23 protein-coding genes are annotated in these 24,697 nt (G+C 69.1%); 11 read left to right on the plus strand and 12 right to left on the minus strand.

Annotation, left to right across the window (positions count from 1 at the left end; all coding sequences use genetic code 11):
- Nucleotides 1–12: 12 nt before the first annotated feature.
- The 11 genes from DYS74_RS00435 to DYS74_RS00485 form a co-directional block, all read right to left on the minus strand.
- Nucleotides 13–831, minus strand: coding sequence for an ABC transporter permease (locus DYS74_RS00435; protein ID WP_121530195.1), 819 nt, complete (start codon nucleotides 829–831; stop codon nucleotides 13–15).
- A 1-nt stretch (nucleotide 832) separates the two neighbouring features.
- The gene (locus DYS74_RS00440; RefSeq protein WP_220668806.1) at nucleotides 833–1,699 is read right to left on the minus strand and encodes an ABC transporter permease; all 867 of its coding nucleotides are present in this window, start codon (nucleotides 1,697–1,699) and stop codon (nucleotides 833–835) included.
- Nucleotides 1,696–2,793, minus strand: a complete 1,098-nt coding sequence (locus tag DYS74_RS00445) for an ABC transporter ATP-binding protein (protein ID WP_121530196.1) — start codon at nucleotides 2,791–2,793, stop codon at nucleotides 1,696–1,698. The genes DYS74_RS00440 and DYS74_RS00445 overlap by 4 nt, the downstream gene beginning before the upstream one ends.
- Nucleotides 2,794–2,906: 113 nt before the next feature.
- A complete protein-coding gene (locus tag DYS74_RS00450; RefSeq protein ID WP_121530197.1) occupies nucleotides 2,907–3,953 on the minus strand; it encodes an ABC transporter substrate-binding protein in 1,047 nt (348 codons plus the stop codon).
- A 31-nt stretch (nucleotides 3,954–3,984) separates the two neighbouring features.
- The gene (locus DYS74_RS00455) at nucleotides 3,985–5,367 is read right to left on the minus strand and encodes a sigma-54 interaction domain-containing protein (protein ID WP_183077415.1); all 1,383 of its coding nucleotides are present in this window, start codon (nucleotides 5,365–5,367) and stop codon (nucleotides 3,985–3,987) included.
- A gap of 18 nt (nucleotides 5,368–5,385) precedes the next feature.
- Nucleotides 5,386–6,576, minus strand: a complete 1,191-nt coding sequence (locus tag DYS74_RS00460; protein WP_183077416.1) for a PAS domain-containing protein — start codon at nucleotides 6,574–6,576, stop codon at nucleotides 5,386–5,388.
- A 25-nt stretch (nucleotides 6,577–6,601) separates the two neighbouring features.
- Nucleotides 6,602–8,083: a glutamine synthetase family protein gene (locus DYS74_RS00465; protein WP_121530200.1), complete on the minus strand. Its 1,482-nt coding sequence runs from the start codon at nucleotides 8,081–8,083 to the stop codon at nucleotides 6,602–6,604.
- Between the two features lie 26 nt (nucleotides 8,084–8,109).
- Nucleotides 8,110–9,426 carry a hypothetical protein gene (locus DYS74_RS00470; RefSeq protein WP_121530201.1) on the minus strand — a complete coding sequence of 439 codons (1,317 nt, stop codon included), beginning with the start codon at nucleotides 9,424–9,426 and terminating at the stop codon, nucleotides 8,110–8,112.
- Nucleotides 9,427–9,433: 7 nt separating this feature from the next.
- Nucleotides 9,434–10,651: an NAD(P)/FAD-dependent oxidoreductase gene (locus DYS74_RS00475; RefSeq protein WP_121530202.1), complete on the minus strand. Its 1,218-nt coding sequence runs from the start codon at nucleotides 10,649–10,651 to the stop codon at nucleotides 9,434–9,436.
- Between the two features lie 4 nt (nucleotides 10,652–10,655).
- On the minus strand, nucleotides 10,656–10,841 hold the full coding sequence (locus DYS74_RS00480; RefSeq protein ID WP_121530203.1) for a ferredoxin: 186 nt from the start codon (nucleotides 10,839–10,841) through the stop codon (nucleotides 10,656–10,658).
- Nucleotides 10,842–10,881: 40 nt separating this feature from the next.
- The gene (locus DYS74_RS00485) at nucleotides 10,882–12,081 is read right to left on the minus strand and encodes a cytochrome P450 (protein WP_121530204.1); all 1,200 of its coding nucleotides are present in this window, start codon (nucleotides 12,079–12,081) and stop codon (nucleotides 10,882–10,884) included.
- Between the two features lie 365 nt (nucleotides 12,082–12,446).
- Here DYS74_RS00485 and DYS74_RS00490 point away from each other — a divergent pair, with 365 nt between their 5' ends.
- From DYS74_RS00490 to DYS74_RS18865, 6 genes are all read left to right on the plus strand, one after another.
- A complete protein-coding gene (locus DYS74_RS00490) occupies nucleotides 12,447–13,388 on the plus strand; it encodes a lipid A-modifier LpxR family protein (protein WP_121530205.1) in 942 nt (313 codons plus the stop codon).
- A gap of 143 nt (nucleotides 13,389–13,531) precedes the next feature.
- Entirely contained in the window at nucleotides 13,532–14,602 is a 1,071-nt protein-coding gene (locus tag DYS74_RS00495; RefSeq protein WP_121530206.1) for a Hint domain-containing protein, read from the plus strand.
- A 281-nt stretch (nucleotides 14,603–14,883) separates the two neighbouring features.
- Nucleotides 14,884–15,504 (plus strand): 30S ribosomal protein S4, encoded by a 621-nt coding sequence (gene rpsD, locus DYS74_RS00500; protein WP_121530207.1) that lies wholly within the window; start codon nucleotides 14,884–14,886, stop codon nucleotides 15,502–15,504.
- A 156-nt stretch (nucleotides 15,505–15,660) separates the two neighbouring features.
- Nucleotides 15,661–16,752: a histidinol-phosphate transaminase gene (gene hisC, locus DYS74_RS00505; RefSeq protein ID WP_121530208.1), complete on the plus strand. Its 1,092-nt coding sequence runs from the start codon at nucleotides 15,661–15,663 to the stop codon at nucleotides 16,750–16,752.
- A complete protein-coding gene (locus DYS74_RS00510; RefSeq protein ID WP_121530209.1) occupies nucleotides 16,749–17,678 on the plus strand; it encodes a prephenate/arogenate dehydrogenase family protein in 930 nt (309 codons plus the stop codon). The genes hisC and DYS74_RS00510 overlap by 4 nt, the downstream gene beginning before the upstream one ends.
- Complete coding sequence (locus DYS74_RS18865; protein ID WP_245965152.1) at nucleotides 17,675–18,595, plus strand: extensin-like domain-containing protein; 921 nt, start codon at nucleotides 17,675–17,677, stop codon at nucleotides 18,593–18,595. The genes DYS74_RS00510 and DYS74_RS18865 overlap by 4 nt, the downstream gene beginning before the upstream one ends.
- Here DYS74_RS18865 and DYS74_RS00520 read toward each other — a convergent pair.
- The gene (locus DYS74_RS00520) at nucleotides 18,583–19,572 is read right to left on the minus strand and encodes a DUF2125 domain-containing protein (protein ID WP_121530210.1); all 990 of its coding nucleotides are present in this window, start codon (nucleotides 19,570–19,572) and stop codon (nucleotides 18,583–18,585) included. The genes DYS74_RS18865 and DYS74_RS00520 overlap by 13 nt on opposite strands.
- Nucleotides 19,573–19,635: 63 nt before the next feature.
- On the opposite strand from DYS74_RS00520, the gene DYS74_RS00525 reads away from it, so the two are divergent.
- The 5 genes from DYS74_RS00525 to DYS74_RS00545 all read left to right on the plus strand — a co-directional run bounded on the left by DYS74_RS00525 (nucleotide 19,636) and on the right by DYS74_RS00545 (nucleotide 24,695).
- Nucleotides 19,636–20,169, plus strand: coding sequence for a gamma-glutamylcyclotransferase (locus tag DYS74_RS00525; RefSeq protein WP_121530211.1), 534 nt, complete (start codon nucleotides 19,636–19,638; stop codon nucleotides 20,167–20,169).
- Nucleotides 20,170–20,229: 60 nt separating this feature from the next.
- Entirely contained in the window at nucleotides 20,230–21,423 is a 1,194-nt protein-coding gene (locus DYS74_RS00530) for a biopolymer transporter ExbB (protein WP_121530212.1), read from the plus strand.
- 1 nt (nucleotide 21,424) lies between these two features.
- Nucleotides 21,425–22,732 carry a peptidoglycan -binding protein gene (locus tag DYS74_RS00535; protein WP_121530213.1) on the plus strand — a complete coding sequence of 436 codons (1,308 nt, stop codon included), beginning with the start codon at nucleotides 21,425–21,427 and terminating at the stop codon, nucleotides 22,730–22,732.
- Nucleotides 22,733–22,983: 251 nt separating this feature from the next.
- Nucleotides 22,984–23,919, plus strand: coding sequence for a class I SAM-dependent DNA methyltransferase (locus tag DYS74_RS00540; protein WP_121530214.1), 936 nt, complete (start codon nucleotides 22,984–22,986; stop codon nucleotides 23,917–23,919).
- Between the two features lie 11 nt (nucleotides 23,920–23,930).
- Complete coding sequence (locus DYS74_RS00545; protein ID WP_121530215.1) at nucleotides 23,931–24,695, plus strand: bestrophin-like domain; 765 nt, start codon at nucleotides 23,931–23,933, stop codon at nucleotides 24,693–24,695.
- The last annotated feature ends 2 nt before the right edge of the window (nucleotides 24,696–24,697 follow it).

Consider the following 24,697-nt stretch of genomic DNA (forward strand, 5'->3'; position numbering starts at 1 on the left):
GGGAACCTCCTGTCATTTCTGTTTTGTGTCGCGGGTCGAGACCACCGAGACGACGATCAGCACCAGCGACAGCAGCACGATGATCGTGCCGACGGCGTTGATCTCGGGCGTCACGCCGCGGCGCAGGGTGGAATAGATGTACATCGGCAAGGTATTGTCGCGGCCGGTCAGGAAGAAGGTGACCGGGATCTCGTCGAAGCTCAGCACGAAGCTCAGCATGCCGGCGCCGACGATGGCGGTGCGGATGTTGGGGAGCGTGATGTCGACGAAGCTGCGCCAGGGCGAGGCGCCCAGATCGAAGGCCGCCTCCTCGAGCGATTTCGGCAGCCGCTGCAGCCGGGCATAGACCTGGGTCACGACGACGCCCAGAAGCGCCGTGGCATGGCCGAGGATCACCGTTTCCAGGCTGAGCGGGAAGCCGATCAGCTTGAACATGTTCAGCATCGAGATGCCGGTGACGATGCCGGGCAGGGTGATCGGCAGCAGGATCAGGCGGCGGAACACCGTCTTTCCGGGGAAGTTGACCTTGTGCAGCGCGAGTGCCGCGGGCACGCCCACGCACAGCGTCAGGATCGTCGCCCCGGTCGCCACGTAGAAGCTGTTGCGGATCGCGGCGAGCAGGTCGCCGTTCGAGGCAAGCTTGACATACCAGTCGAGGGTGAAGCCCGACAGCGGCCAGGTCAGCGAGCGCGAGTCGTTGAACGAGAAGGCGATCAGCACCCAGATCGGGATGTAGAGGAACGCCATCAGCGCCGCGACGAAGGTCATGAAGGCGGTGTCGGCGCCATAGCGGGACACGAGGCCCGGGGCGCGGTTCGGTGATTGTGCCATGTCAGATCCCTCCCGTGGCGCCCTTGCGCTCCATCCGGTCGCTGAGCGAGACGATGGTCAGCACGACGACCAGCATCACGATGGCGAGTGCGGAGCCGAGCGGCCAGTTCAGTGCGGCGCCGAATTGCGTGGCGATGACGTTGGCGATCAGGTTGCCGTCCGGCCCGCCCACCAGGAAGGGCGCGATGAAGTCGCCGAACGACAGGCAGAAGGTCAGCGTCGCCCCCGCCGCGATGCCCGGTGCCGAGAGCGGCAGCGTCACCGTCCAGAAGCTGCGCCACGGGCCCATGCCCAGATCCGCCGCCGCCTCGGTCAGGTTCGCGGGGATCTTCTCGAGCGCGGTATAGATCGGCATCACCATGAAGGGGATGAAGATATAGGTCAGCGTCACCACCATCGCGAACTGGTTGTAGAGGAAGATCGAGGAGGGCTCGTCGATCAGGCCGATCGATTTCAGGAACGAGTTCAGCACCCCCTCGGTGCCAAGGATGGTCTTCCAGACATAGGCGCGCAGCAGATAGCTGACCCAAAGCGGCGCGATCACCGCCATGTAGAGCCAGGTGCGCAGCTTGGCCGAGCGGCAGCGGAACACCAGCCAATAGGCGAAGGGATAGGCCAGCAGCAGCGAGGCCACCGACACCAGCACCGAGATCTTCAGCGTGCGCAGCAGCACCAGCACATATTGCGGGTCGGTGAAGAGGGTGACGTAATTGCCGAACTGGAAGGCCGGCACGAAGGTCGGGTATTTCTTCACCCAGAACGAGAAGGTGACGATGATCCCGTAGGGGAGCAGCATGAAGAGGGCGATCCAGAGCAGCGGAATGCCCAGCACCATCACCCCCGAGAGGTTGCGGCGGGCGTGGCTCACGGCGTGACCTCCCCCTCGAAGACGAAGACGTTGTGCGGCTCGACGGCAAGGCGCAGGCTTTGTCCGAGCGGCGGCACCGGGCTGAGCGCGAGGCGGTCGGGAAGCAGGCTGTCGGTATAGACGCGGCTGCCGTCCGCGAGCTCGACCGCAAGCCGCAGCCCGAGCCCGTAATAGATCACCTCGGCGACCCGGCCCTCGAGCACGTTTTCCGCGGTTTCGCCCTCGGCGAGCAGGCGCACCTTCTCGGGGCGGCAGCCGGCGGTGACGGTGCTGCCCGCGACCAGCGGCGCATCGACGATCGCGCTCAGCCGGCCGCCGCCGATCTCGATCTCGGCGCGCTCGCCCGTGCAGCGGATGACGCGGCCGGGCAGGAAGTTGGTGGTGCCGATGAAATTCGCGACATAGGGCGAGGCGGGGTGGTCATAAAGCTCCTGCGGGCGGCCCTGCTGGGCGATGCGGCCCTTCTCCATCACCACGACGCGGTCCGACATGACGAGCGCCTCGGTCTGGTCATGGGTGACCATGACGAAGGTGATGCCGACCTTCTCGTGCAGGTGCTTCATCTCGATCTGCATCTGCTCGCGCAGCTTCGCATCGAGCGCCGAGAGCGGCTCGTCGAGCAGCAGCACCTTCGGTTCGCGCACGATGGCGCGGGCCAGGGCGATGCGCTGGCGCTGACCGCCCGAGAGCTGCTGGGGACGCAGCTTCACCTTGTCGAAGAGACCGACGAGCTTGAGCGCATCATGCACCTTGGTCTCGATCTCGAGCCGGCCGAGGCCCTTGACCTTGAGCCCATAGCCGACGTTCTCGCCCACGGTCATGTGCGGGAAGAGGGCATAGTCCTGGAACACCATGTTGACCTCGCGCTTGTAGGGCGGGTCCCAGGTGACGTCCTTGTCGGCCAGGCGGATGGTGCCGTGGGTGGGCGTCTCGAAGCCGCCGATCATCCGCAGGAGCGTGGATTTCCCGCAGCCCGAGGGGCCGAGCAGCGTGACGAATTCGCCGTCCTCGACCGTCAGCGAGACATTGTCCACGCCGATGATCGTCGGGCTGTAGTGTTTGGAGATGTTCTCCAGTTCGATGATTGCGGCCATGTCGCCTTTCCCTGAAACGTGGCGCCCGGGCTCTCCTCCCCCGAAAACCCGGCGCCCTTTTGATTGGTGGCCCGGCCCGGGATGCCGCGCGGCATCCCGGATCGGGCGGGTCGTCATTGCGCCTTCACGGCGTTCCAGGCGTTGGTGTAGGCCTCGAAGCGGTCACCGAGCGGCTGCCAGACCATCAGGCTGTCGAGATAGGCCGGGTCGTCCTGATGCAGCGAGGTGAACTGTTCGGGCGTCATGCAGGCCTTGGCCGAGACCGGGTCGGCCACCGAATAGCCGTTGATGTTGGCGACACCGCACTGACCGAGCGGCGACAGCTGCATGTTCAGGAACTTGTAGGCGCATTCCTTGTTCGGCGTGCCCTTGACCACCATCCAGCTGTCCATCCAGCCCTCGGCGCCTTCCTTCGGGATGAACTCGGTGACCTTGATGCCCTCGGCCTTCAGCATCCCCGACTGGTAGCCCGCCCAGGTGTTCGAGATCACCACTTCGCCGGCCTTGTAGAGGTCGACGAGCTCGCCCGCGGTGGCCCAGTACTTGCGGATCAGCGGCTTCTGCTCGAGCAGCTTCTTCTGCGCGGCGGCGATCTGCTCGTCGGTCAGGTTGTAGATGTCCATGTCGCCGTTCAGCCGCGCCGCGACATAGATCGAGGACTTGTCGTCCCACAGCGCGACCTTGCCCTTCAGCGCGGGGTTCCACAGGTCGGCGATCGAGGTCGGCGGCGTGGTGAAGGCGTCGTCGCGATACATGAAGGCGATCGCGCCCCAGACATAGGGCATGCCGTAATATTCGCCGTCCTTCTGGATCCCGTCGAGGTCGCGGAATTTCTTGTAGATGTTGTTCCACTCGCTGATCTTCGCGGTGTCGAGCGGCTCGACGAAGTCGAGGTCGATCATCAGCTTGGTGGTGTCGATCGAGGGGGTGATGAGGTCATAGACGCCACCGCCCGACATCAGCTTGGGCGCGAAGTCGTCGTTCGAACCGACATAGGTCGCGTTCACCTTGCAGCCCGACTCTTCCTCGAACTTCGAGATGAAGGAGGAGTCGGCATAGCCTTCCCAGGTCAGCACGTTGAGCGTGCCTTCGGCAAGCGCCGGGGCGGCGGTGGTCAGGGCGAGGGCGCCAAGCGCGCCGAGCAGGATCTTCCGGGTCATTTCGTGTCTCCACTGTTGGTTGAACGGCCGTTCACGGCTCTTTTCGGGTCTTTCGCGAGATGGTGCCGATATCGACACCCAGAGCGGCAGCGGCCTTGCGCTTGCTGCCGTGGATGCGGATCGCCTCTTCGATGATCCGCAATTCGTATTCCGCCAGGGCCTCGCGCAGCGGCAGGCCCTCGGGCGGGTCTTCCGCCCCGGCGACGGTCGGTGCCGTCGCCGGGGCCCGGACAGGCACGGCATCGAGGTCGATGGCCATCAATCGCCGCGGCAACTCGTCGATGTCGTCGCCGAGCACCGAGATCTGCTGCATCAGGTTCCACAGCTCGCGGATGTTGCCGGGATACTGGTAGGCACGCAGCCGCGCGCACAGATCCTCGCTGAGGTCGAGCGGCTGCGAGCGGCGCTGGTTGATCGCGGTGAGAAAGCGCTCGATCAGATGGTCGAGCAGCTCGGGCACCTCGCGCAGCGGCTTGATCGGCATGTTCACCACCGCCAGCCGGTAATAGAGGTCGAGGCGGAAGCGGCGCTCCTCGGCCATGGCGAGCAGGTCGCGGTTGGTGGCCGAGATCACCCGCACGCTGACCCGCCGCGGCCGGGTGCCGCCGATCCGCATCACCATCCCGTCCTCGAGGAAGGTCAGCAGCTTGGCCTGCAGCGGCAGGGGGATCTCGCCGATCTCGTCGAGGAACAGCGTGCCGCCCTCGGCCATCTCGATCAGGCCCTTCTTGCCCTCGGTCGAGGCGCCGGTGAAGGCGCCCTTCTCGTAGCCGAAGAGCTCGCTTTCGAACAGCGTCTCGGGGATCGCGGCGCAGTTGACCGCGATGAACGGGTCGGTGGCGTTCGACACGAAGCCGTGCAGGTGGCGCGCGATCTCGGTCTTGCCGACGCCCGACTCGCCGGTGATGATGACCCGCGCGCCCTGCAGAAGCGCCCGCTCGCCGCGCGACATCATCCGGTCGAGCCAGGGCGACAGGTGGCGCTGGCGCGCGAAGTCGGGACGCAAGCGGCGCTCGGCGGTGGTCGGGAAGGGTGCGGCGTCGCGCTGGCCCGCGGCCTGGCGGCGGGCGTGGTCGAGCACCGCCAGATCGCGCAGGGTCAGCACATGGCCGCCGGTCGCGATCCGGCGCAGGGTGACAAGCACCGCCCCCACCGTGTCGCCGCGCAGCATCACCGAGCCGGTGCGCCCGGCCTCGATCATCTCCTCGACCGGCAGCCAGTTCAGCGCCGAGCCGGCACCGAGACGGGCCAGCGTCTGGCCCGGCGCGGTCGCCGCATCGAGCCCGCCGATCATCGCCGCCTCGCGGTTCAGATGGGTGACGGCGCCCGTGGCATCGAGCACGATCAGCCCGTCGGGCAGCGCATCGAGCGCGGTTTCAAGCGCGGGGGGCTGCGGGCGGGTGTGGCTGGTCATCGCGTCACCTCCCATCCCTCAGCGCTCCGCCCGGAAGCGCGCGATGCGCCCCGCCGGGGCGCCCGCGAGCGCCGGGCCGCGCTTCAGCCGCAGGCTGAGGACCAGGCACTCGGTTTCGCGCAGGCGCAGCGGCCGGGCCTGCATCTCGGCCCGCCCCCCGGTTTCCGAGCGCAGCGGCACCACCGTCCAGGTCCGGTCGGGATGGCCCGGCAGCCGCCCCGCCGCGGCCTCGAACAGCGTCTCGAGCGGCAGGGGCAGCTCGATGTAGTCGCCCAGTTCGCGCGTCGCATAGGCGTCGGTTGCCAGCGACAGCAGCTCCTCGGCCGCAAGGTTCGTGCGCAGCAGGTGCCCGGCGCGGTCGATCACCAGCACCGCATCGGGCAGCGCCGTCAGCACCGCCTCGAGCGCCTCGATCTCGTCGCGCAGCACCGCGGCGCGGCGGGCGTGTTTCGAGACGTCGCGCACCGTGCCCCACATCCGGGTCAGCCGGTTGCCGCGGATATGGCCGCGCACGTCGTTCTCGACCTCGATCCAGACCCCGTCATAGCGTAGATCGCGCGAGGGCGAGGCGGTGACGTCGAAGCTCGCGCGCACCAGACGGCGGACGAAATCCTCGTTTTCCGGCGTGCGCGGGAAGGTCTCGTGCACCGGCAGTTCGTTGAAGTCATGGCTAGGCGGGGCGCGGTAGAGCCGCGCCATCGCCTCGTTGCAGAAACGCCAGCGCGGGCCGTTCTCGAAGACCTGGCGGATCGTCTCCTGCTCGGGCGCGGACAGGTCGACGGGTTCCGCCCATTCCATGCACCAGCCCGCATCGTCCGAGGTGGCGAGGATCGAGGCGATCACCTCGTTCTCCTCGGCCAGCCGCTCGACCGCGTCGATCATCCCGCCGCGCGGCCATTTGAAGAGCCGCAGGCAGGGGCCCGCGAGCGGGTCCTCGACCCGCTCGATCACCGCCGTCACCGGCAGCGTCGAGGCGCCCGCACAGCGCAGCTCGAGCGCCAGCACCTGCGGCCAGGGGCCGGTGAGGGCAAACAGCGTCTCCAGCCGCTCGCGCGCGGCCAGCGGATAGATCAGTGACCACGGACGGCCGGCGGCCGCGCCCGGGTCAAGCCCGAGCGCGGCATCCTGCAGGGGACTCGCGCGCAGGATCGTCCCGTCGCGCGCGAGCCAGTCTTCCAGCATCGAACCTTGCGGTTCCCGTGCTCCCATCAAGTGATCTCCCCGTCGGCCCCGCTCAGGGCACGCAATGCAAGTAGCGTTCCACATCCCAATTGGTGACCTCGCGCAGGAAGCGCGTCCACTCATCCTGCTTGTATTCGTCGAAGACGTCGTAGAGACGCCCCGGCAGTGCCGAGCGAATGACCTCGTCCTTTTCCAAAGCGGTCAATGCATCGCGCAGATTGAGAGGGATGAGCTTGACCGGCTCGCCCGACTGCCAGACCTCGGTGACGTTACGCGATTCGGGGGCGCCCGGGTCGATCTTGTTGCGGATGCCGTCGTCCATCGCCTTCAGCAGCGCGCCGCAGAAGAGATGCGGGTTCACCATGCTGTCGACGGCGCGGAACTCGAACCGGTCGGGGGACGAGATGCGGATCGTGCAGGAGCGGTTCTGCAGACCCCAGTTCGCCCCGATCGGCGCCCAGAGGCCGAAGTCGTTGAAGCGGCGATAGGAGTTCACCGTCGAGGCGCCGATGCAGGTGAGCGCGTCGATGTGCTTGAGCGAGCCGCCGAGAATGTGGTGGCCAAGTTCCGTCGGCAGCCAGCCGCCGTCCTTGTTCTCGAACTCGTTCACCCCACCCTTCGAGTAGTGCCACAGCTCTTCCATGCCCGGAAGCTCGCCCGGGATCAGCTGCTGCAGCTCGCGCGAGCCGCCGGTCCAGACCGAACAGTTGTGGTGGCAGCCGTTCGCGGCATAGCCCATGAAGGGTTTCGCCATGAAGCAGGCAATCAGCCCGTTCTGCCGCGCCACCTCGGCGCAGATCTGGCGATAGGTGGTCATCCGGTCGCAGGTCGGCAGCGCGTCGTCGAACTGATAGTTCAGCTCGATCTGGCCGGGGGCGTCCTCGCAATCGCCCTGGATCATGTCGAGACCCATGGCGCGGGCGTAATCCGACACCTGCATCCAGATGTTGCGGGCGCTCTCGAACTGGCCGATGTGATAGGCATAGGCCTCGGTGATGCCCTCATAGGGGCGGACCTCGCCATCCTTCGGCTTCAGCCACAGCATCTCGGGCTCGAGGCCGACGCGCAGCGTGAGGCCGTTATGCGCCTCGCGGAACTCGCGGTCGAAGCGCTTGAGGTTGCCGCGGGTGTCGTATTCGTAATGCTGGCCCGGGAAGTTCGGGTCTTCGAGGCTGTAATAGAGCGTGCAGAAGACGCGCGCGACGCGCTTGTCCCAGGGCAGCTGGCAGAAGGTGTCGGGATCGGGCAGCGCGATGCATTCCATCGCGTTGCTGTCGAACCCGATCAGGTTGCCCTTGAAGTTCGGGGTGACGTCGGCGACGCCGCCCATCCAGGTCTGTACGCCCTTGCGCGCCTGGGTCTCCCAGTGCCGCGCCGGGGCGGCCTTGCCCATCACGCGGCCGGTGATCGAGATGTATTGGTAATAGATGTAATCGACGCCAAGCGCGTCGATCTTGCGGCGCACGCGCTCGACCAGCGCGGCGCGGCCGGGCGCCTCGATCTCGCGGTGATAGTCGGTGTCAGTGGTGGTCATGGTCGTCTCCCTGTTGTTCTGACCACTCAGCCTTCGAGATAGCGGGCGCGTTCTTCGGCGCTGACCGCTTTCGCGAGGCTGGCGTATTCGGCGCGGCAGGCGGCCGCGAAATTCTGGCAGAAGGCCTGCCCGAAGATGCGCGCGGCATCGGGCGAGGCGGCGAGGCGGTCGGCCGCCTCGGCAAGGTCGCGCGGAAAGCGTTGGGCACCCTCGGGCACGACATCGGGATGCGTGGCGGTGGCGGGGGCGGGGGTGTCAAGCTGCCGCTCGATCCCGTCGAGCCCCGCGCCCAGCATCAGCGCAAGCGTGAGATAGGGGTTGCAGTCGGCCGGCGGCACCCGGAATTCGAGCCGCGCGCGGTCGCCCGCATGGGGGGCCGAGCGCACCGCAACGGTGAACGGGTATTCGGCCCAGGTCAGCGATTTCGGCGCCCAGCTGCCCGGCGCAAGCCGGCGATAGGCGTTCACCGTCGAGGTGCACATCGCGAAGGCCTGCGGCACGATCTGCATCATGCCGGCGATGAACGAGCCCGCAAGCGCCGAGGTCTTCGCCTCGGGGTCCGAGAATAGGTTCTTGCCCGTCGCCTTGTCGCGCAGCGAGACGGTGCAGTGCCCGCCGATGCCGGGGTATTCGGCGCCGAGATAGGGCATGAAGCTCGCCGTCTTGCCCATCTTGCGGGCATAGGACCGCGCCGCCATGCGGAAGAAGGCGGCGTCATCGGCCGCGCGCAGCCCCTCGGTCGCGCCGAGCGTCGCCTCGAGGCAGCCCGGCCCGAGCTCGACGCCCAGACCGTAGAGCGCGACGTCATGGCCGAGGATCTCGGCCTCCATCCCGGCGATGAACGCGGCATGGGTGTTTGCCGTGGCGCCCGACCAGCACTTGTTGTCGGGGGCGAATTTCGCAAGGCCGGTGAAACCCTTCTCGCGCACCGAGGTGTCGGTCTCGTCGAGCACGATCACCTCGAATTCGAAGGCCGCGTCGACGGTGAAGCCCATGGCGGCGGCGCGGTCGATCTGCCGGCGCAGCACCTCGCGCGGCATCAGCTCCTTCGCGGCACCCGAGAGCTCGGCGATCACCGTGACGGCGCCGGGCTCGGACGGGTTGCGGCGCATCGAGCTTGGGTCGATCTCGACCGTCTCGGTGTAGAAGGCATCGCCGCCATAGAGGTTGTCGGCGCTGTCCCAATAGGCGAGGACGTTGGCAAAGCGCGCGTCCGTCGCCCAGTCGAGGAATTGCGGGCGGCGCAGCCGGCGTTCGCGGAACACCGAGGCATAGTCGAACTGGCCGACATGGACGATCTCGGCATTCAGGGCGTCAAGGGCGGCGGTCAGGTCGTGGGTCATCGGGGCCTCAGGCGGTAAGCGTTTCGGTCAGCGCCGCGTCAAGACGGGCGCGGGCCCTGGCGAGGGCGGCAGGGTTCGCACCGAGGCCGAGCACGCCGACCGGCTCGCCCCCGCGCAGGTATTCGACGATCACCGGTGCGCGGCCGACGAGCGACAGCTCGCCTTCCAGCACCCGGCAGGCGTCGGCGAGATAGGGCGCGCCGAAGGCCTGCAGCCGCATCCCGTGCTGGTCCGACCAGAACGAGGGCATCGGCGCGAAGCGGGTGGCAAGGGCCGTGCCCGTGGCTTCGGCGGCAAGCGTCTCGCCCACCCGTTTCGCGGTCTGGCCGGGCACGCACCAATGCTCGGTGCGGCGTGCCTCGGGGCCGAAGAGCGGGTTGACGAAGCGGGCGACGTCGCCCACCGCCATCAGCCCCTCGGCGCCGGGGGCGATCATCCGGTCGTCGACCAGCACGCCGTCGCGCAGATCGGCGCCCGATCCCGCAAGCCATTCGACATTCGGGTGCGAGCCGAGCGCCTCGACGATCACCTCGGCGGCAAGTGCCTGACCGTCGTCGAGGATCACGCCCTCGTCCGAGAAGCCCGCGACCGAGCGGCCGGTGAGCAGCACGACGCCATGGGCGCGGTGCAGCGCCGCCATCGCCGCGGCGACGCGCGGGCCGAGGGCGCGCAGCATCGGTTGCGGCGAGGGCTCGACGATCGTCGCCTCGAGGCCGAGCTTGCGGCCGGTCGCGGCGATCTCGCAGCCGATGAAGCCACCGCCGATCACCACCATCCGCGCGCCGGGGCGCAGGCTCGGGGCCAGGCGGACGAGGTCGTCGAAGCTGCGCAGCACGTGGCGGCGGGCCTCGGCGCCCGGCAGGGGCAGGCGGCGCGGGCGCAGCCCGGTTGCCGCGATCACCCGCTCGCCCGGCACCAGCGCGCCATCGGCGAGCCGCACGCCGCCCGGTTCGAGCGCCACCGCGCCCGACCCGAGACGCAGGCTCAGCGCCGCGGGCGAAAGCTTCGAGCGCAGCAGCAGCTTGCCGAACACCGCCTCGCGCGCCGCGGTGTCGCGGGCCAGCGTCTCGGCCGCCTCCTTCGACAGCGGCGGGCGGTTGTAGGGGGCGAGCGGTTCGTCGCCCACAAGGGTGATCCGCGCCGCGGGCAGGGCGGCGTGAACCGCCTCTGCCGTGCGCAGGCCCGCAAGCGAAGCCCCGACGATGGTGATGCGCGGCGCGGTCATGGCGTCAGCCGAGAAGGATCGCCTGCTCGGGGCAGGCATCGGCGGCGGCTTCGACATCGGCGCGCTGCGCCTCGTCCACTTCGGCGACCCAGACGAGCCCGCCGTCGTCGTCGAAGGAGAACACCTCCGGCGCGGCGATCACGCATTGGCCGTGCAGCAGGCAGATCGACATGTCGACATCAACTTTCATTTTCGCTTCCCTGTGTCTGATGGGGTCTGGGTGGCTTGGATCAGGCCGGATCGAAGGCGATCGGCAGGGTGATGGCGCCGGTGTTGCCGCTGTCGGCGAGCCATTTCACCTCGCCGTTGAAGCGCGGGTTCTTCAGCCGCTGGGCGAGCAGCTTCAGCGCCTCGGTCATGTCGCCGCGGGCGATGAAATGGCCGAGGCAATGGTGCGCGCCGCCGCCAAAGCCGAAATGCGGCTTGCGTTCGGCGGTGATGTCGAAGCCGGGCTCGGGGAAGACCGCGGGGTCCGAGGTCGCCGATTGCGAGAACAGGTGGATCGTCGTGCCGGCCTTGATCGGCAGGTCGTTGTAGGTGAAATCCTCGGTCGCCTCGCGGGTGACCCAGGTCACCGTCGGACGCACGCGCATCACCTCCTCGACCGCGGCGCGGGCGAGATCGGGCTGTTCGGCCAGCAGTGCCCATTGCTCGGGGTGCTCGATGAAGGTCGCCATCGCCAGGCCGAGCTGGTTGCGGGTGGTGTCGATGCCGCCGAAGATCGCCAGAACGATCATGTCGAGCAGCTCCTGGTCCGAGAGCTGCGACTTGTCGGCATTGGCCTGCACCAGCATGCCGACGAAATCGTCGGACGGATTGGCGCGCTTCAGTGCCACCAGATCCTCGGCGTATTTCAGCAGTCGGGCGGTTGCCGCCTCGACCGTGGCGAGGTCCTGCTTGAAGGTCACGCCAAGCGCGAGGCCCATCTCGGCGGCGATGTCGGCGAGCTCGCGCCAGGTCTCGAAGGGCAGGCCGAGCAGGTCGCAGATCACGCCGGTGGCATAGGGTTCGGTGAACTCGGCGATGAAGTCGCATTCGCCCTTCGCGGCGAAGCCGTCGATCAGCTTGTTGGCGAGCGCCTGGAACTTCGGCCGCAGCTCGGTGATGAGCTTGGGCGAGAAGGCGGGGTTCGCCATCCGGCGCAGGCGCGAATGGGTCTCGCCCTCCTGCGACAGCAGCATCGCGCCCCACCAGCGGGCAAACAGACCGCCGTGCACGTCGCTCAGCTCGGGCCAGCGATAGGAGCCCTGGCGCAGCTTCGGATGGCGCAGCAGCTTCATCACGTCGTCATAGCGCAGCACCGCGATGCCGTAGTTGGTGCGGGCATACCAGCTCGCCTCGCGGGCATCGAGGACCGCCTGCGAGCGGATCGAGAAGGTGGGGGCGGCAACGTCCAGATAGGGCGCTTCGGCGAGGGTTTCTTGCGTCATCGGCTCAGGCTCCGGTCAGGGGTGCGCGGTTCACTAGGCCATGATGCAAGTTCCGTTCCAAAATATTCCATGGCAGCGAAGAAAAACGCATCATTCGGAAAAACAAGGAAAAGAAATTTCTCGGCGCGGAGGGGGGCGGGGTTTCTTCCGCCTGACATGGCGGCGCCGGCCGCGGGCGATGCGTCGTTGCATCGCTGCATCGGGGCATCTGCGCATCACCTGCGGCGGTGCAGCCGGGGCACGTCGGGCAAAAAATCACGGATCCGTCCGCATTTTGGCCTGATTTTAGGTGAATGAGGCCTTAAGACTTTTGCCAAACACCAAGGCCCGCCGGCAAAGCGCGGGTGCCAGAGCAGGACAGACCGATGACGAACCGCCCGAAAGCCGCCCTGCGTGGCCTTCTCCTTCTTGCCGCGCTGCTCGTGCCCGCCGTGGCCCGGGCCGAGATCGACTTTTCCGGGCGCTCGACGCTCGGCGTGGGGCGGTTCTTCAACAACGATTACCTGGGCGATGGCAAGGACCGCTGGCAGACCGGCAGCTACAACATCTCGGTGGTGCGCGGCGTGAGCTGGGACGGGGCGCTGCCCTCGCGCCCGTTCGAGATCATGGAATACCGCTTTGGCGCCTCGATCATCGCGCCCTCGGTGCTGAGCCACCCGCCGGCCGGCGATCGCCGCTATGCGGGCGTGCTGCATTTCGCTGCCAAGACCCAGTTCGAGCTGGCGCCGAAGGTCGAGACCGGGCTCGGCTTCGGCCTTGTCGCCGTCGGCCCCTCGACCGGCGTCGCGAATTTCCACGAATCCGTGCACCGGATCTTTTCGGCGCCGACCCCGAAGGTGGCGAAGGATCAGCTCGAGGATCACCTCTATCCGGTGATCGACGGCGAGATGGGCCGCAGCTTCGCTCTCGGCGCGCTCGATGCGCGGCCCTTCGTCGAGGCGCGGGCGGGCGACGAGACCCTGGTGCGCGCGGGCTTCGACCTGGCCTTCGGCATGCGCGAGCAGGGCGCACTGTGGCTGCGCGACGAGATCACCGGGCAGCGCTATGTCGGCATCTCGGGCCAGTCCGAGCCGTTGGCGCCGAGCTTCGTGCTGGGTGCCGATGTCGCCCATGTCTTCGACAGCGGCTATTTCCCTGCGGAAGACGGGGTCGATTTCGAGGGCACCCGCACCCGGCTGCGCGCGGGCGTCAGCCTGCGCTCCGAGACCTTCGGGCTGTTCTACGGCGTCACCTGGCTGTCGAAGGAATTCGAGGGCCAGCCCGAGGGCCAGCTCCTGGGCAGCCTGCGCGCGCGCGTCAACTTCTGACGCAGAGGAAGGCGAGGGGGCGGCTGCGGCACGCTGCCACAACCGTTAACAAAAAGGATTCCCAAGAGAATTTCCCCATGTTAGCGTGTCCTCCAATCAAGGGCCAAAAGGCCCGTATAAAACGAGCGCGGGACATACAGGCAATGAAAACGGGCTATCAGGGCACGTTTGTCATTTCATGGGCACAGACGGAGATCGACGGCGCGGCCGCTGCGCCGGCGTCGGCACTTGCCATCGGCTCCTGCTGGCGCTGGGGCGGCGAGGCGGTCTGCGTGGACGGCCCGCGCGGTCTTCTGCTGCTCGGTCGGGCCGAGGGCGAGGCCGAGGTGCGGCTGCGTGCGGCGAAGATGGTGCGCCGGCTGCTGGGCGCGGCCCTCGAGGAGGTGCCGCTGCCCGAAGACCCGCTGCTGGCCACGCTGCCCGAGCTTCCCGATCAGAGCTTCACCGTGACCGACGGCCACGCCGCCTGGGTGGTGACGCTGGTCGAGGTGGCGACGGGGGGCGCACGGCTGCTGATGTTCTCGGGCGGAGTGCCGCCGCGCGGGGCCGATCTGTGGGTCGTCGAGGTCGGGCTCGACACCCGGCCCGAACCGGCGCGGCTGCCGCCGCCCGGCGTGATCTGCTTCACCCCCGGCACGCTGATCGACACGCCGGACGGGCCGCGCCCGGTCGAGGCGCTGCGCCCGGGCGACCGGGTGCTGACCCGCGACGACGGCGCGCAGGAGCTGCTGTGGATCGGCTCGCGGCGGATGACCGGGGCCCGGCTGCATGCGCTGCCGCATCTGTGCCCGGTGCGGATCTGTGCTGGCGCCTTCGGCATCGGCCGGCCGACCGGCGACCTGATCGTCTCGCCGCAGCACCGCATGCTGATCCGCGGCCCGCAGGCGCGGGCGCTGTTCAACGAGGCCGAGGTGCTGGTGCGGGCCTGTGACCTGGTCAACGGCGGCTCGGTGCGGGTCGAGCAGGGGCTGGCGGGGCTGCACTATATCCATCTGCTGTTCGCCCGCCATCAGGTGATCCGCGCGAACGGGATGGAGAGTGAGAGCTTCCACCCGGCCTCGACCGCGCTCGAGATGATCTCCGAGCCGCAGCGGGCGGGGCTGCTGGCGCTGCTGCCCGAGATCGCCACCGATCCGCTGGGCTATGGCGCCTTCGCGCGGCGCGCGCTGAGCGGCTCCGAGGCGGCGATCCTGCGCCACGATCTGGCTGCCTGAGGGCGGGCCGGGCAGGGGGCGCTGCCCCCTCCGGCGCCGCGGGCGCCGTCACCCCCGAGGTATTTTCGGCAAGGAGAAAGCCGGGCGAAGGGGACGGGGCATTCGGGGCATTGACTCCGGTCAGGCGGGCTGTATAAGCCCCGCCAGTCCGGATGGCTGCGGTCTTCCGGATTTCATTGGTGTTGGTGGACCCCGCGAGGGGAAACCTGTCGCCCGAGGCCTCGCGGATGGGGCCGAGGGAGGAGGACAACGCCCTTCGGAACACATGAAGGAGATCAGCCGTGACCAAACGCACGTCTGCCAAGTACAAAATCGATCGCCGCATGGGCGAGAACATCTGGGGCCGCGCCAAGTCGCCGCTGAACAAGCGCGAATACGGCCCGGGCCAGCACGGTCAGCGCCGCAAGGGCAAGCTGTCGGACTTCGGTACCCAGCTGCGCGCCAAGCAGAAGCTCAAGGGCTACTACGGCGACCTGACCGAGAAGCAGTTCCGCCGCATCTATGCGGAAGCCGAACGCGTCAAGGGTGACACCGGCGAGAACCTGATCGGCCTGCTCGAGCGCCGTCTGGACGCGATCGTCTATCGCGCCAAGTTCGTGCCGACCGTCTTCGCCGCCCGTCAGTTCGTCAACCACGGCCACGTGACCGTGAACGGTCAGCGCGTGAACATCGCTTCCTACCGTGTGAAGGAAGGCGACGTGGTCGCGGTGCGCGACAAGTCGCGTCAACTCGCGCTGGTGCTCGAGGCCGTGCAGTCGGGCGAGCGTGACGTTCCGGATTACCTGGAAGTCGACCACAACAAGATGACCGCGACCTTCGTGCGCACCCCGGCTCTGGGCGACGTGCCCTACCCGGTGCAGATGGAACCGAACCTGGTCGTCGAATTCTACGCGAAGAACTGATCTCTCGGTCTTCGCCGATCTTGCGGGGCCGTCCTTCGGGGCGGCCCTTGCCTTTTGCGCGCCCGCAGTGGCGCGGCGGGCGGGCTGCGACGCAAGTAGCCCTTCCCATGTGCCCCCGCCCCGGCTAATACGGCGGCGAGAGCAAGGAACCCCGCCATGAACGACCTGATCCGCCCGAAGCCCGGCATCCTCGACATCGCCCTTTACGAGGGTGGCGCGGCGCATGTCGCGGGGCTCAGCGATGCGATCAAGCTGAGCTCGAACGAGAACCCGTTCGGCCCTTCCGACAAGGCGAAGGAGGCGTTCTCGCGCGCCGTGCACAAGCTCAACCGCTATCCCTCGACCGATCATGCCGGGCTGCGCCAGGCGATCGGCGATGTGCACGGGCTCGACCCGGCGCAGATCATCTGCGGCGTCGGCTCGGACGAGCTGATCCGGATGATCGTCAATGCCTATGCCGGACCGAAGGACGAGGTGCTGTTCACCGAGCACGGTTTCCTGATGTATCGCATCGCGGCGCTTGGCGCGGGGGCGACCCCGGTCGCGGTGGCCGAGCGCGAGCGCACCACCGATGTCGACGCGCTGCTGAAGGCCTGCAACAAGAAGACGAAGCTCGTCTTCCTGGCGAACCCGAACAACCCGACCGGCACGATGATCGGTCTGGCCGAGCTCGAGCGTCTGGCCATGGGGCTGCCGAAACAGGCGATCCTGGTCATCGACGGCGCCTATGCGGAATATGTCGAGGGGTATGATGGCGGGGCGGGACTGGCGACGCGGCTGCCCAACGTGTTCATGACCCGCACCTTCTCGAAGATCTACGGGCTCGGCGGGCTGCGCATCGGCTGGGGCTATGGCCCGCGCCACATCATCGACGTGCTGAACCGCATCCGCGACCCGTTCAACCTGTCGACCGCGCAGCTCGAGACCGCCGAGGCGGCGATGCGCGATCAGGACTGGATCGCGCGCTGCCGCGATGACAACACCCGGCTGCGCGGCTGGCTGGCCGAGGCGCTGGCCGAGAGAGGCGTGCCGTCGGACACCTCGACCGCGAACTTCATCCTCGCCCGTTTCGGCTCGGAAGAAGAGGCGACGGCCTGTGACGAGTTCCTGAAGAAGGACGGGCTGATCGTGCGCCGTGTCGGTGGCTATGGCCTGCCGAACTGCCTGCGCATCACCGTGGGCGACGAACCCTCGTGCCGGCGCGTGGCGCATATGATCGGCCAGTTCAAGGCGGGTGCGACGGCATGACGGAATACAGGCGCGTCGCGCTGATCGGCCTTGGGCTGATCGCCTCCTCGATGGCGCATGCGATGCGCGAGAAGGGGCTGGCCGGAGAGATCGTCGGCCATGCCCGCTCGGCCGAGACGCGGGCGACGGCGCGCGAGATCGGTCTGGTCGACCGGGTCTGCGACACCGCGGCCGAGGCGGTGCAGGGCGCCGACCTTGTCGTGCTGGCGGTGCCGGTGGGCGCCATGGGCGCGATCGCGGCCGAGATCGCCCCGCATCTGGCCGAGGGCGCGACCATCACCGATGTCGGCTCGGTCAAGCAGGCGGTGATCGAGGCGGTGGCGCCGCATCTGCCGGGCCATGTGCATTTCATCCCCGGCCACCCGCTTGCCGGCACCGAGCATTCGGGGCCGCGTTCGGGCTTTGCCACGCTCTTCGTCAACCGCTGGTGGCTGCTTACGCCGCTCGAGGCGACGGAGCCCGCGGCGCTTGCGCGGCTGCGCGGCTTCCTGACCGGTCTTGGCGCCAATGTCGACGAGATGGACGTGCATCGCCACGATCTGGTGCTGGCCGTCGTGTCGCACACGCCGCACCTCATCGCCTACACCATGGTGGGGGTCGCCGATCACCTGCGCCGCGTAACGCATGAAGAGGTGATCAAGTATTCCGCCTCGGGCTTTCGCGACTTCACCCGCATCGCGGCCTCGGACCCGACGATGTGGCGTGACGTGTTCCTGACCAACCGCGAGGCGACGCTCGACATCCTCGGCCGGTTCACCGAGGAGCTGTTCATGCTCCAGCGCGCGATCCGGATGGGCGACGGCGACATGCTGTTCGACTATTTCACCCGCACCCGCGAGATCCGCCGCGGCATCATCGAGGCCGGTCAGGACACCGCCGCCCCCGACTTCGGCCGTGGCGCGCCGGTGCCGGAGAAGAAGGCATGATGCGGCGGGCGGCGGGCGTTTTCGCGCTGCTCGCAAGCCTGACAGCAGGCCTGGCCCATGCCGAGGCGCCCGGCGCCTCGCCGCGCCCCGTGGCGCGCCCGGCCGATGCCGCCCCCGCGCCCGACGCTCCGCTTCTGCTGGCGGCGGCCGTGCCGGTGCGGCCGCAGGCCCGTCCGGCGGCACTGGTGCCCGAGGCCGGACCGGCCGCCGGGGCCAGCCTTGCCGCGGGGGCGCTTGCCCCCGAACCCGAACCCGAGACCGCCTCGCTGGCGTTCGCCGCCTTGCGGCCGCTGCCGAAGCCCGCGGTGGCGCGGGCCGCGACGGCCGCCGCCCCGCGGGAACAACTGATCCAGGTCTCGGGGGCCGGTCCGGCCAAGCGTCTTGCCGCGCCCGGGCGCAGCGGCGCGCTGTGTGGCGTGCCGGGGCTGACGGGTCATCCGATCGCGCCCATTGCCTCGCGCGTGCAGGGCTGCGGCCTGCCCGACGGGGTAGAGGTCACGGCGATCTCGGGGATTCCGCTGTCGCTGCCGATCCAGGTCGATTGCGGCACCGCGGTGGCCTTCAAGCGCTGGATCGACCGCGGCATCGTGCCGGCCGTGGGCAACCGCGGTGGCGGGCTTGCGCGGATCGAGGTGGCGGGCTCCTACATGTGCCGGCCGCGCAACAACCAGCGCGGGGCGAAAGTGTCCGAGCATGGCCGCGGCCACGCCGTCGACCTGGCGGGGCTGCGTCTGCGCAACGGCCAGACGATCACCGTGCTCGCCGGCTGGAAGAGCGACGCGCGGCTGCTGAAGGCGGTGCATGCCTCGGCCTGCGGCACCTTCGGCACGGTGCTCGGCCCGAAGTCGGACCGCTTCCATCAGGACCATATCCACGTCGACACCGCGGCGAACCGCGGCGGGCCCTACTGCCGCTGAACCAGCACCGGCGCGCGGCCAAGCGGCACCGGGCCGAGGCTCATCCGCCCCTGCGCGAAGGCGAGCGGCACTTCGACGGCGCCGTCCTTTGACTGCTGCGCCAGATAGGCGCCGAGCGTGGTCAGCATCGGCACCCGTTTCGCCTCGACCAGCCCCGCCGCCACCGCGACCTTCAGCCAGGCGGCCCAGTCCCTGGTCGAGAGCGTGATCGTGCCCTCGGGCCGGCCCTTGGCGTCGATGGTGAGCGCGCCGCGGGCATCCAGCGCCCGCCCGCCCCAGGTCAGATGCGCGTCGGTCAGATCGAGCGCGGTCAGCTCGGGCATCCGCTCGGCCACCAGCGCGGGCGGGGTATCAAGGCTTGCCGTCGCATCGACCGTCACCGTCTCGATCACGTCGGGCAGGCCCGCGCCGGGGGCGAGGCTGTCGGTCAGCCCCTCGGGCAACGCCAGCGCCGTGGCCCCGGCGACGATCTGCCAGCGCCCGTCTCCGGCCCGCGTCGCGGTGGCGGTCACGTCCTGTGCCGCCAGCGCGGGCGTGCTGGCGTCCTCGGCGCTCAGCCGCGGCGCGTCGAGGGTCAGCGTCGCGCGGCGCAGCGGCAGCGCGGCGCCCAGCCCGAGGCCCAGCGTCGCGACGCTGTCGGTGGCGGCAAGGGTGAAGCGCTGCCCGGCAAGCGTCAGCTTTTGCGGCGCGGTCGCGGCGATGCGCCAGTCGAGCGGCGCCCAGAGCGGCGCGGCGAGTTCGGCCGAAGGCGCCTGCCAGCGCCCGCCCGCCTCTGGGAAATCGAGTGCGGGCGCCGTGACCTCGGCGCCGATGCGCAGCGGAAAGCCCGCCGCGCTGACCGAGGCCGCGCCACCGCGCCCCTCGGCCGCAAGGCGGGCAAAGCCTTCGGCCGTCTGCCGGGCGAGCAACGTGCCGCCACCCCAGCTTGCCGCCGCACCAAGGGCCGCGAGGGCCGTGATTGCTCCGAGCCAGCGCATCGCCGCCCCCTTCCCAAAGACCTGCCTCCCATGTAACCACGCCCCCGCAGGAGGGCCAGCGCAATGACCGAAACGTTATGGATCTTCGGCTACGGCTCGCTGATCTGGGACCCGGGATTTGCGCCCGCCGAGGTCCGGCGCGCGCGGCTTGACGGCTGGGCACGCAGCTTCTGCATGCGCTCGATCCATTTTCGCGGCACCCACGCGGCGCCGGGCCTCGTCCTTGCCCTCGACGCCGCCGAGGGGGCCAGCTGCACCGGTCTTGCGCTGCGCGTGCCCGAGGCGGAGGCCGCCGAGATCCTCGCCGCGATCCGGGCGCGCGAGCTGATCTCGGACGCCTATCTCGAGCGGCGGCTGACGGTGACCTGCGAACAGGGCGAGCAGGTGTCGGTGCTGGCCTATGTGATCGACCGCGCCGGGCCGCAATATTGTGCGCTTCCCCCCGAGGAACAGGCGCAGATCATCGCCCGGGCGGCGGGCGCGCGCGGGCCGAACCGCGACTATCTGTGGAACACTGCTCAACATTTGCGCGCGCTTGGCATTCCCGACCCGGAACTCGAGGCGCTTGCCGCACGGGTGCGCGACCTCGCCGGTTAAGTCTTGGCACTGTCGCGCCCGCCGCCTATCCTCGCGCCAAGAACAAGCGAGAGGCAGACCATGCGCGCCCCTGTCCGGCGGCCCGAACCGCATTTTTCCCAGCCCGTCCGGCAGGTCACGCTGATGCTGATGGCGCTTGCGCTGGTCGGCGCGGGCGGCTGGTTCGCCTATGCCCGGATCTTCCCGGTCTTCCTCGCCAACCCCTGGCTGAACGGGCTGATCGGCACGGTCTTCGTGCTGGGCATCCTGACCTGCTTCTGGCAGGTGGCGCAGCTGGTCGCGGCGGTGAGCTGGATCGAGAGCTTTGCCGCCGACCGCCCCGGCCGGCCGCAGCTGCAGGCGCCGCAGATGCTCGCGCCGCTGGCCGCGCTGCTGGGCAGCCGCGGCGCCACCCGCTCGATCGCCACCACGGCCGGCCGCTCGATCCTCGAATCCGTCGCCACCCGGATCGAAGAGGCGCGCGACATCACGCGCTATCTGACCAACCTGCTGATCTTCCTCGGTCTTCTGGGCACTTTCTACGGGCTGGCGACGACCGTGCCGGCGGTGGTCGACACCATCCGCGCGCTCGCCCCGCAACCCGGCGAGACCGCGACGGCGGTCTTCGACCGGCTGATGTCGGGGCTTGAATCGCAGCTTGGCGGCATGGGCACGGCGTTTTCCTCCTCGCTTCTGGGGCTTGCCGGATCGCTGGTCGTCGGCCTGCTCGAGCTGTTCGTGACGCATGGCCAGAACCGCTTCTATCGCGAGCTCGAGGAATGGATCTCCTCGATCACCCGGCTCAGCTTTGCCGCCGCCGAGGGCGATGGCGAGGCCTCGGCGGTGGTCGAGATCCTCGACCACATGGCCGAGCAGATGGACGCGCTGCAGACGCTTTTCGTCCGATCCGAACATGCGCGCGGGCAGACCGAGACGCAGCTGGCGCAGCTGACCGACGCCTTTGCGGGGCTGGCGCAGAACCTCGGTGCCGACCTGTCGACCCGCGCCGAGCAAAGCGCCTCGCTCGCCAAGATGGCGGGCGGGCAGGACCGGTTGGTGACCGCGCTCGAGGCGCTGACGCAGCGTGCGGCGGCCGCGCAGGACAGCGAGGTCGATGCCGAGATGCGGATGCGGCTGCGCTCGATCGACCTGCAGATGCTGCGCCTGCTCGAGGAGCTGTCGGCCGGCCGGCAGGAAAGCATGGCCGAGCTGCGCAACGATTTCGCCGCGCTGACCCGCGCGATCCTGACCCGCCCGCGCGGGCAGGAGGGCTGAGATGGCACTCCCCCGGCGCGGCGGCGCGCGGTTCTCGACCAATGTCTGGCCGGGCTTCGTCGATGCCATGGGCGCGCTGCTGATGGTGCTGATCTTCGTGCTGTCGATCTTCATGATCGTGCAGTCGATGTTGCGCGACACGATCACCAGCAAGGAAAACGAGCTGACCGCACTGACCCAGCAGGTCGACGGGCTGTCGCAGGCGCTGTCGCTGGAGCGGGCGCGGGCGAAGGATCTGGCCGGGCAGCTGGATGCGGCGGGACAGAAGATCACCGATTTCGAGGCGCAGGTGGCCAGTCTGATCGCCGCGCGCGATGCGGCGAAGGCCGATGCCGATGCCAGCGCCGCGGCGCTCAAGCTTGACAAGGCGACGATCGAGGAGCTGCGGGCCAAGCTGAAATCCTCGGGCGACGAGGTCGCGGCGATGACCCTCGCGCTCGAGGCCGAACGGCAGAAGGCGGCCGAGACGCTGACCCTGCTGGCCGCGGCGGAGGCCTCCGAGGCGGAGCTGAAGCAGCAGCTGGCGACGCAGATGACCGAGGCCGAGAAGGCCGCGGCGCTGCGCGCGGTGGCGGAGAAGGCGCTGGCCGATCAGACCCAGCTCAGCGACCGCAATGCCGAGAAGGTGGCGTTGCTGAACGCGCAGATCGCGGCGCTGCGCAATCAGCTCGGAGAGCTGCAATCGGTGCTCGATGCCGCGCAGGCGCGCGATGCGGCGTCAAAAGTGCAGGTCGAGACGCTGGGTGCGCAGCTCAATGCGGCGCTTGCCCAGACCGCGGCCGAGCAGAAGCGCCGCGCCGAGCTCGAGGCCGAGGCGCGCAAGAAGGCCGAGGCCGAGGCGCAGGATCTGGCGAAGTATCGCTCGGAATTCTTCGGCCGGATGTCGCAGCTCTTGCAGGGCCGCGAGGGCGTGCGCATCGTCGGCGACCGTTTCGTCTTTTCCTCGGAAGTGCTGTTCCAGCTCGGCTCGGCGGATCTGTCGGAAGAGGGCAAGGCGCAGATCGCGCGGGTGGCCGAGACCTTCCGCGAGCTGGCCTCGGACATCCCGCCGACGATCTCCTGGATCCTCGAGGTCGACGGTTTCACCGACGACACGCCGCTCTCGGGGCAGGGGGCGTTTCGCGACAACTGGGAGCTGAGCCAGGCGCGGGCGCTGTCGGTGGTGCGCTACCTCATCGACGATCTGGGCTTTCCGCCGCGGCGGCTGGCGGCGACGGGCTTTGGCCAGTACCAGCCGGTGGTCGGCGGCACGAGCGAGAGCGCGCGGGCGCAGAACCGGCGCATCGAGCTGAAGCTGACCGAGCGCTGAGGCGGCGGTCTGCGAGGGCGGCCGGGCAGGGGGCGCTGCCCCCCGTGGCCTGCGGCCCCTCCCCCCGGGATATTTGCGGCAATTGGAAGCGGGGTGTGGTTTTTCACGAAATCACGAGGGCGCGCGCGGGGGCTTGACGGGTACCGTGTGGCGCGGCATCTGGCGCTGTCCCCTGCACTGGAAAATCATGCGTCAGCCCCTGTCGTGACCCCTGTTCCTGGCCTCTTCCCCGAATGTTCAGGAGCCTTGCGATGACCCCCCTCCAGTTTTCTTCCGGCGACCTGATCGCCGATCGCCGCGCCGATTATGCCGAGGGCCTGCTGGCGGCGGGCGAAGCGGCGGCGGCGGCCGATCTTTACCGCCAGGCGCTCGAGGTCGCGCCGGGTTGGGTCGCGGGCTGGTACCGGCTGGGCGAGATCCGCGCCGAGCAGGATCTGCCCGGCGCCGCCGAGGCCTTTGCCGAGGCGCTGCGGCTCGACCCCGCCGATGTGATGGGGGCGGCGCTGCGCCTTGATCTGTTGCGCCCGCGGCCGGCGGCCGAGACCATGCCCTCCGCCTTTGTCGAAACGCTCTTCGACCAGTATGCGAGCCATTTCGATGCGGCGCTGGTCGGGTCGCTCGACTATTGCGCGCCGCAGCTGATCCGGGCGGGGCTGAGCGGGGGGCACGGCCGGGTGCTGGATCTCGGCTGTGGCACCGGGCTGATGGGGGCCGAGCTGCGCCCGCTTGCGGATTGGCTCGAGGGCTGGGACATCTCGGCCGAGATGCTGCGCGAGGCCGAGGCGAAGGGGATCTATGACCGGCTCGGGAAGGCGGATCTCTCGGCGCTGCCGGTGCCGGCCGAACGCTGGGATCTGGTGACGGCGGCAGATGTCTTTGCCTATCTCGGGGCGCTCGAGCGGATCGTCGGCTGGGTGGCGCTGGCGCTGGTGCCGGGGGGCAGTTTCGCCTTCACCACCGAGGCGCATGACGGGCCCGAGCCGCTGATCCTGCGCGAAAGCCGCCGCTATGCCCATTCCGAGACCTATCTGCGTGGACTTCTGGCCGAAGCGGGCTTTGGCGAGGTGACGGTGCGGCGTGCGACCCTGCGCCGCGACCGCGGCGCGGAAATCGCGGGCTTCGTGGTTCTGTCCCGGCGCAATCCGGATATGATGGCCGCGGTCGGAGAGGCGGTCGTCACCGCCTGAGAGGAGGCGGGATGAACGCGCTGGCTTACGAGCATTATGGCTATGCCGCGGTGGCGGTGATCGGAACGCTGGCGGCGGTCTGGGCGGTCGATCATCTGCTCGGCCGCCCGGCGGTCGCGGCGCGACTGGAGCCCTGGCGCGGCGTGGTGGCGCCCTTCATCAACGTCAATGCGATGCTCTTCGGCCTGACGCTCGCCTTCATCGCCAATGACACCTGGTCGGCGCGCGACCGGGCGATGGATGCGGTCTTTCGCGAGGCGGACAGCCTGCGCAGCCTCTTGGTGCTGGCCTCGGCGCTGCCCGAGCCTGCGCGGGGCGCGATGGCGGGGGCGGTGCGCGACTATGGCACCGCGGCGGCGGGCGAATTTACGAACCTTCGGACGCGCGACGTGGCGCCCGCGGCGGCGGTGGCCGCCGATGCGCTGTTGCGCCGGGTCGCGGGGGTCAGTGCCACGGCCGCGGGCGAGGTGGTGCAGGCCGAGATGCTGCGCCAGGTGATGCGGCTGCGCGATGATCGCGACCTGCGCGTGTCTCTGTCGCGCACCCATCTGAATCCGCTGAAATGGCTGGGCATGGCGGCGCTTGGCTTCCTCACCATCCTGTCGATCGCGGCGGTGCATCTGGGCGCGCCGAAGGCCGGGATGCTGGCGACCGCGCTCTTCGCGCTGGCCGCCGCGCCCTCGGCCGCGATCGTGCTGGTGCAGGGCAATCCGTTTCAGGAGCCCGCCGCGATCAGCGCCGCGCCGATCCTTGCGGCGATCGCGGGCGAGCCCTGATC

The organism is Paenirhodobacter hankyongi (assembly GCF_003664585.1).
Lineage (GTDB): Bacteria > Pseudomonadota > Alphaproteobacteria > Rhodobacterales > Rhodobacteraceae > Rhodobacter > Rhodobacter hankyongi.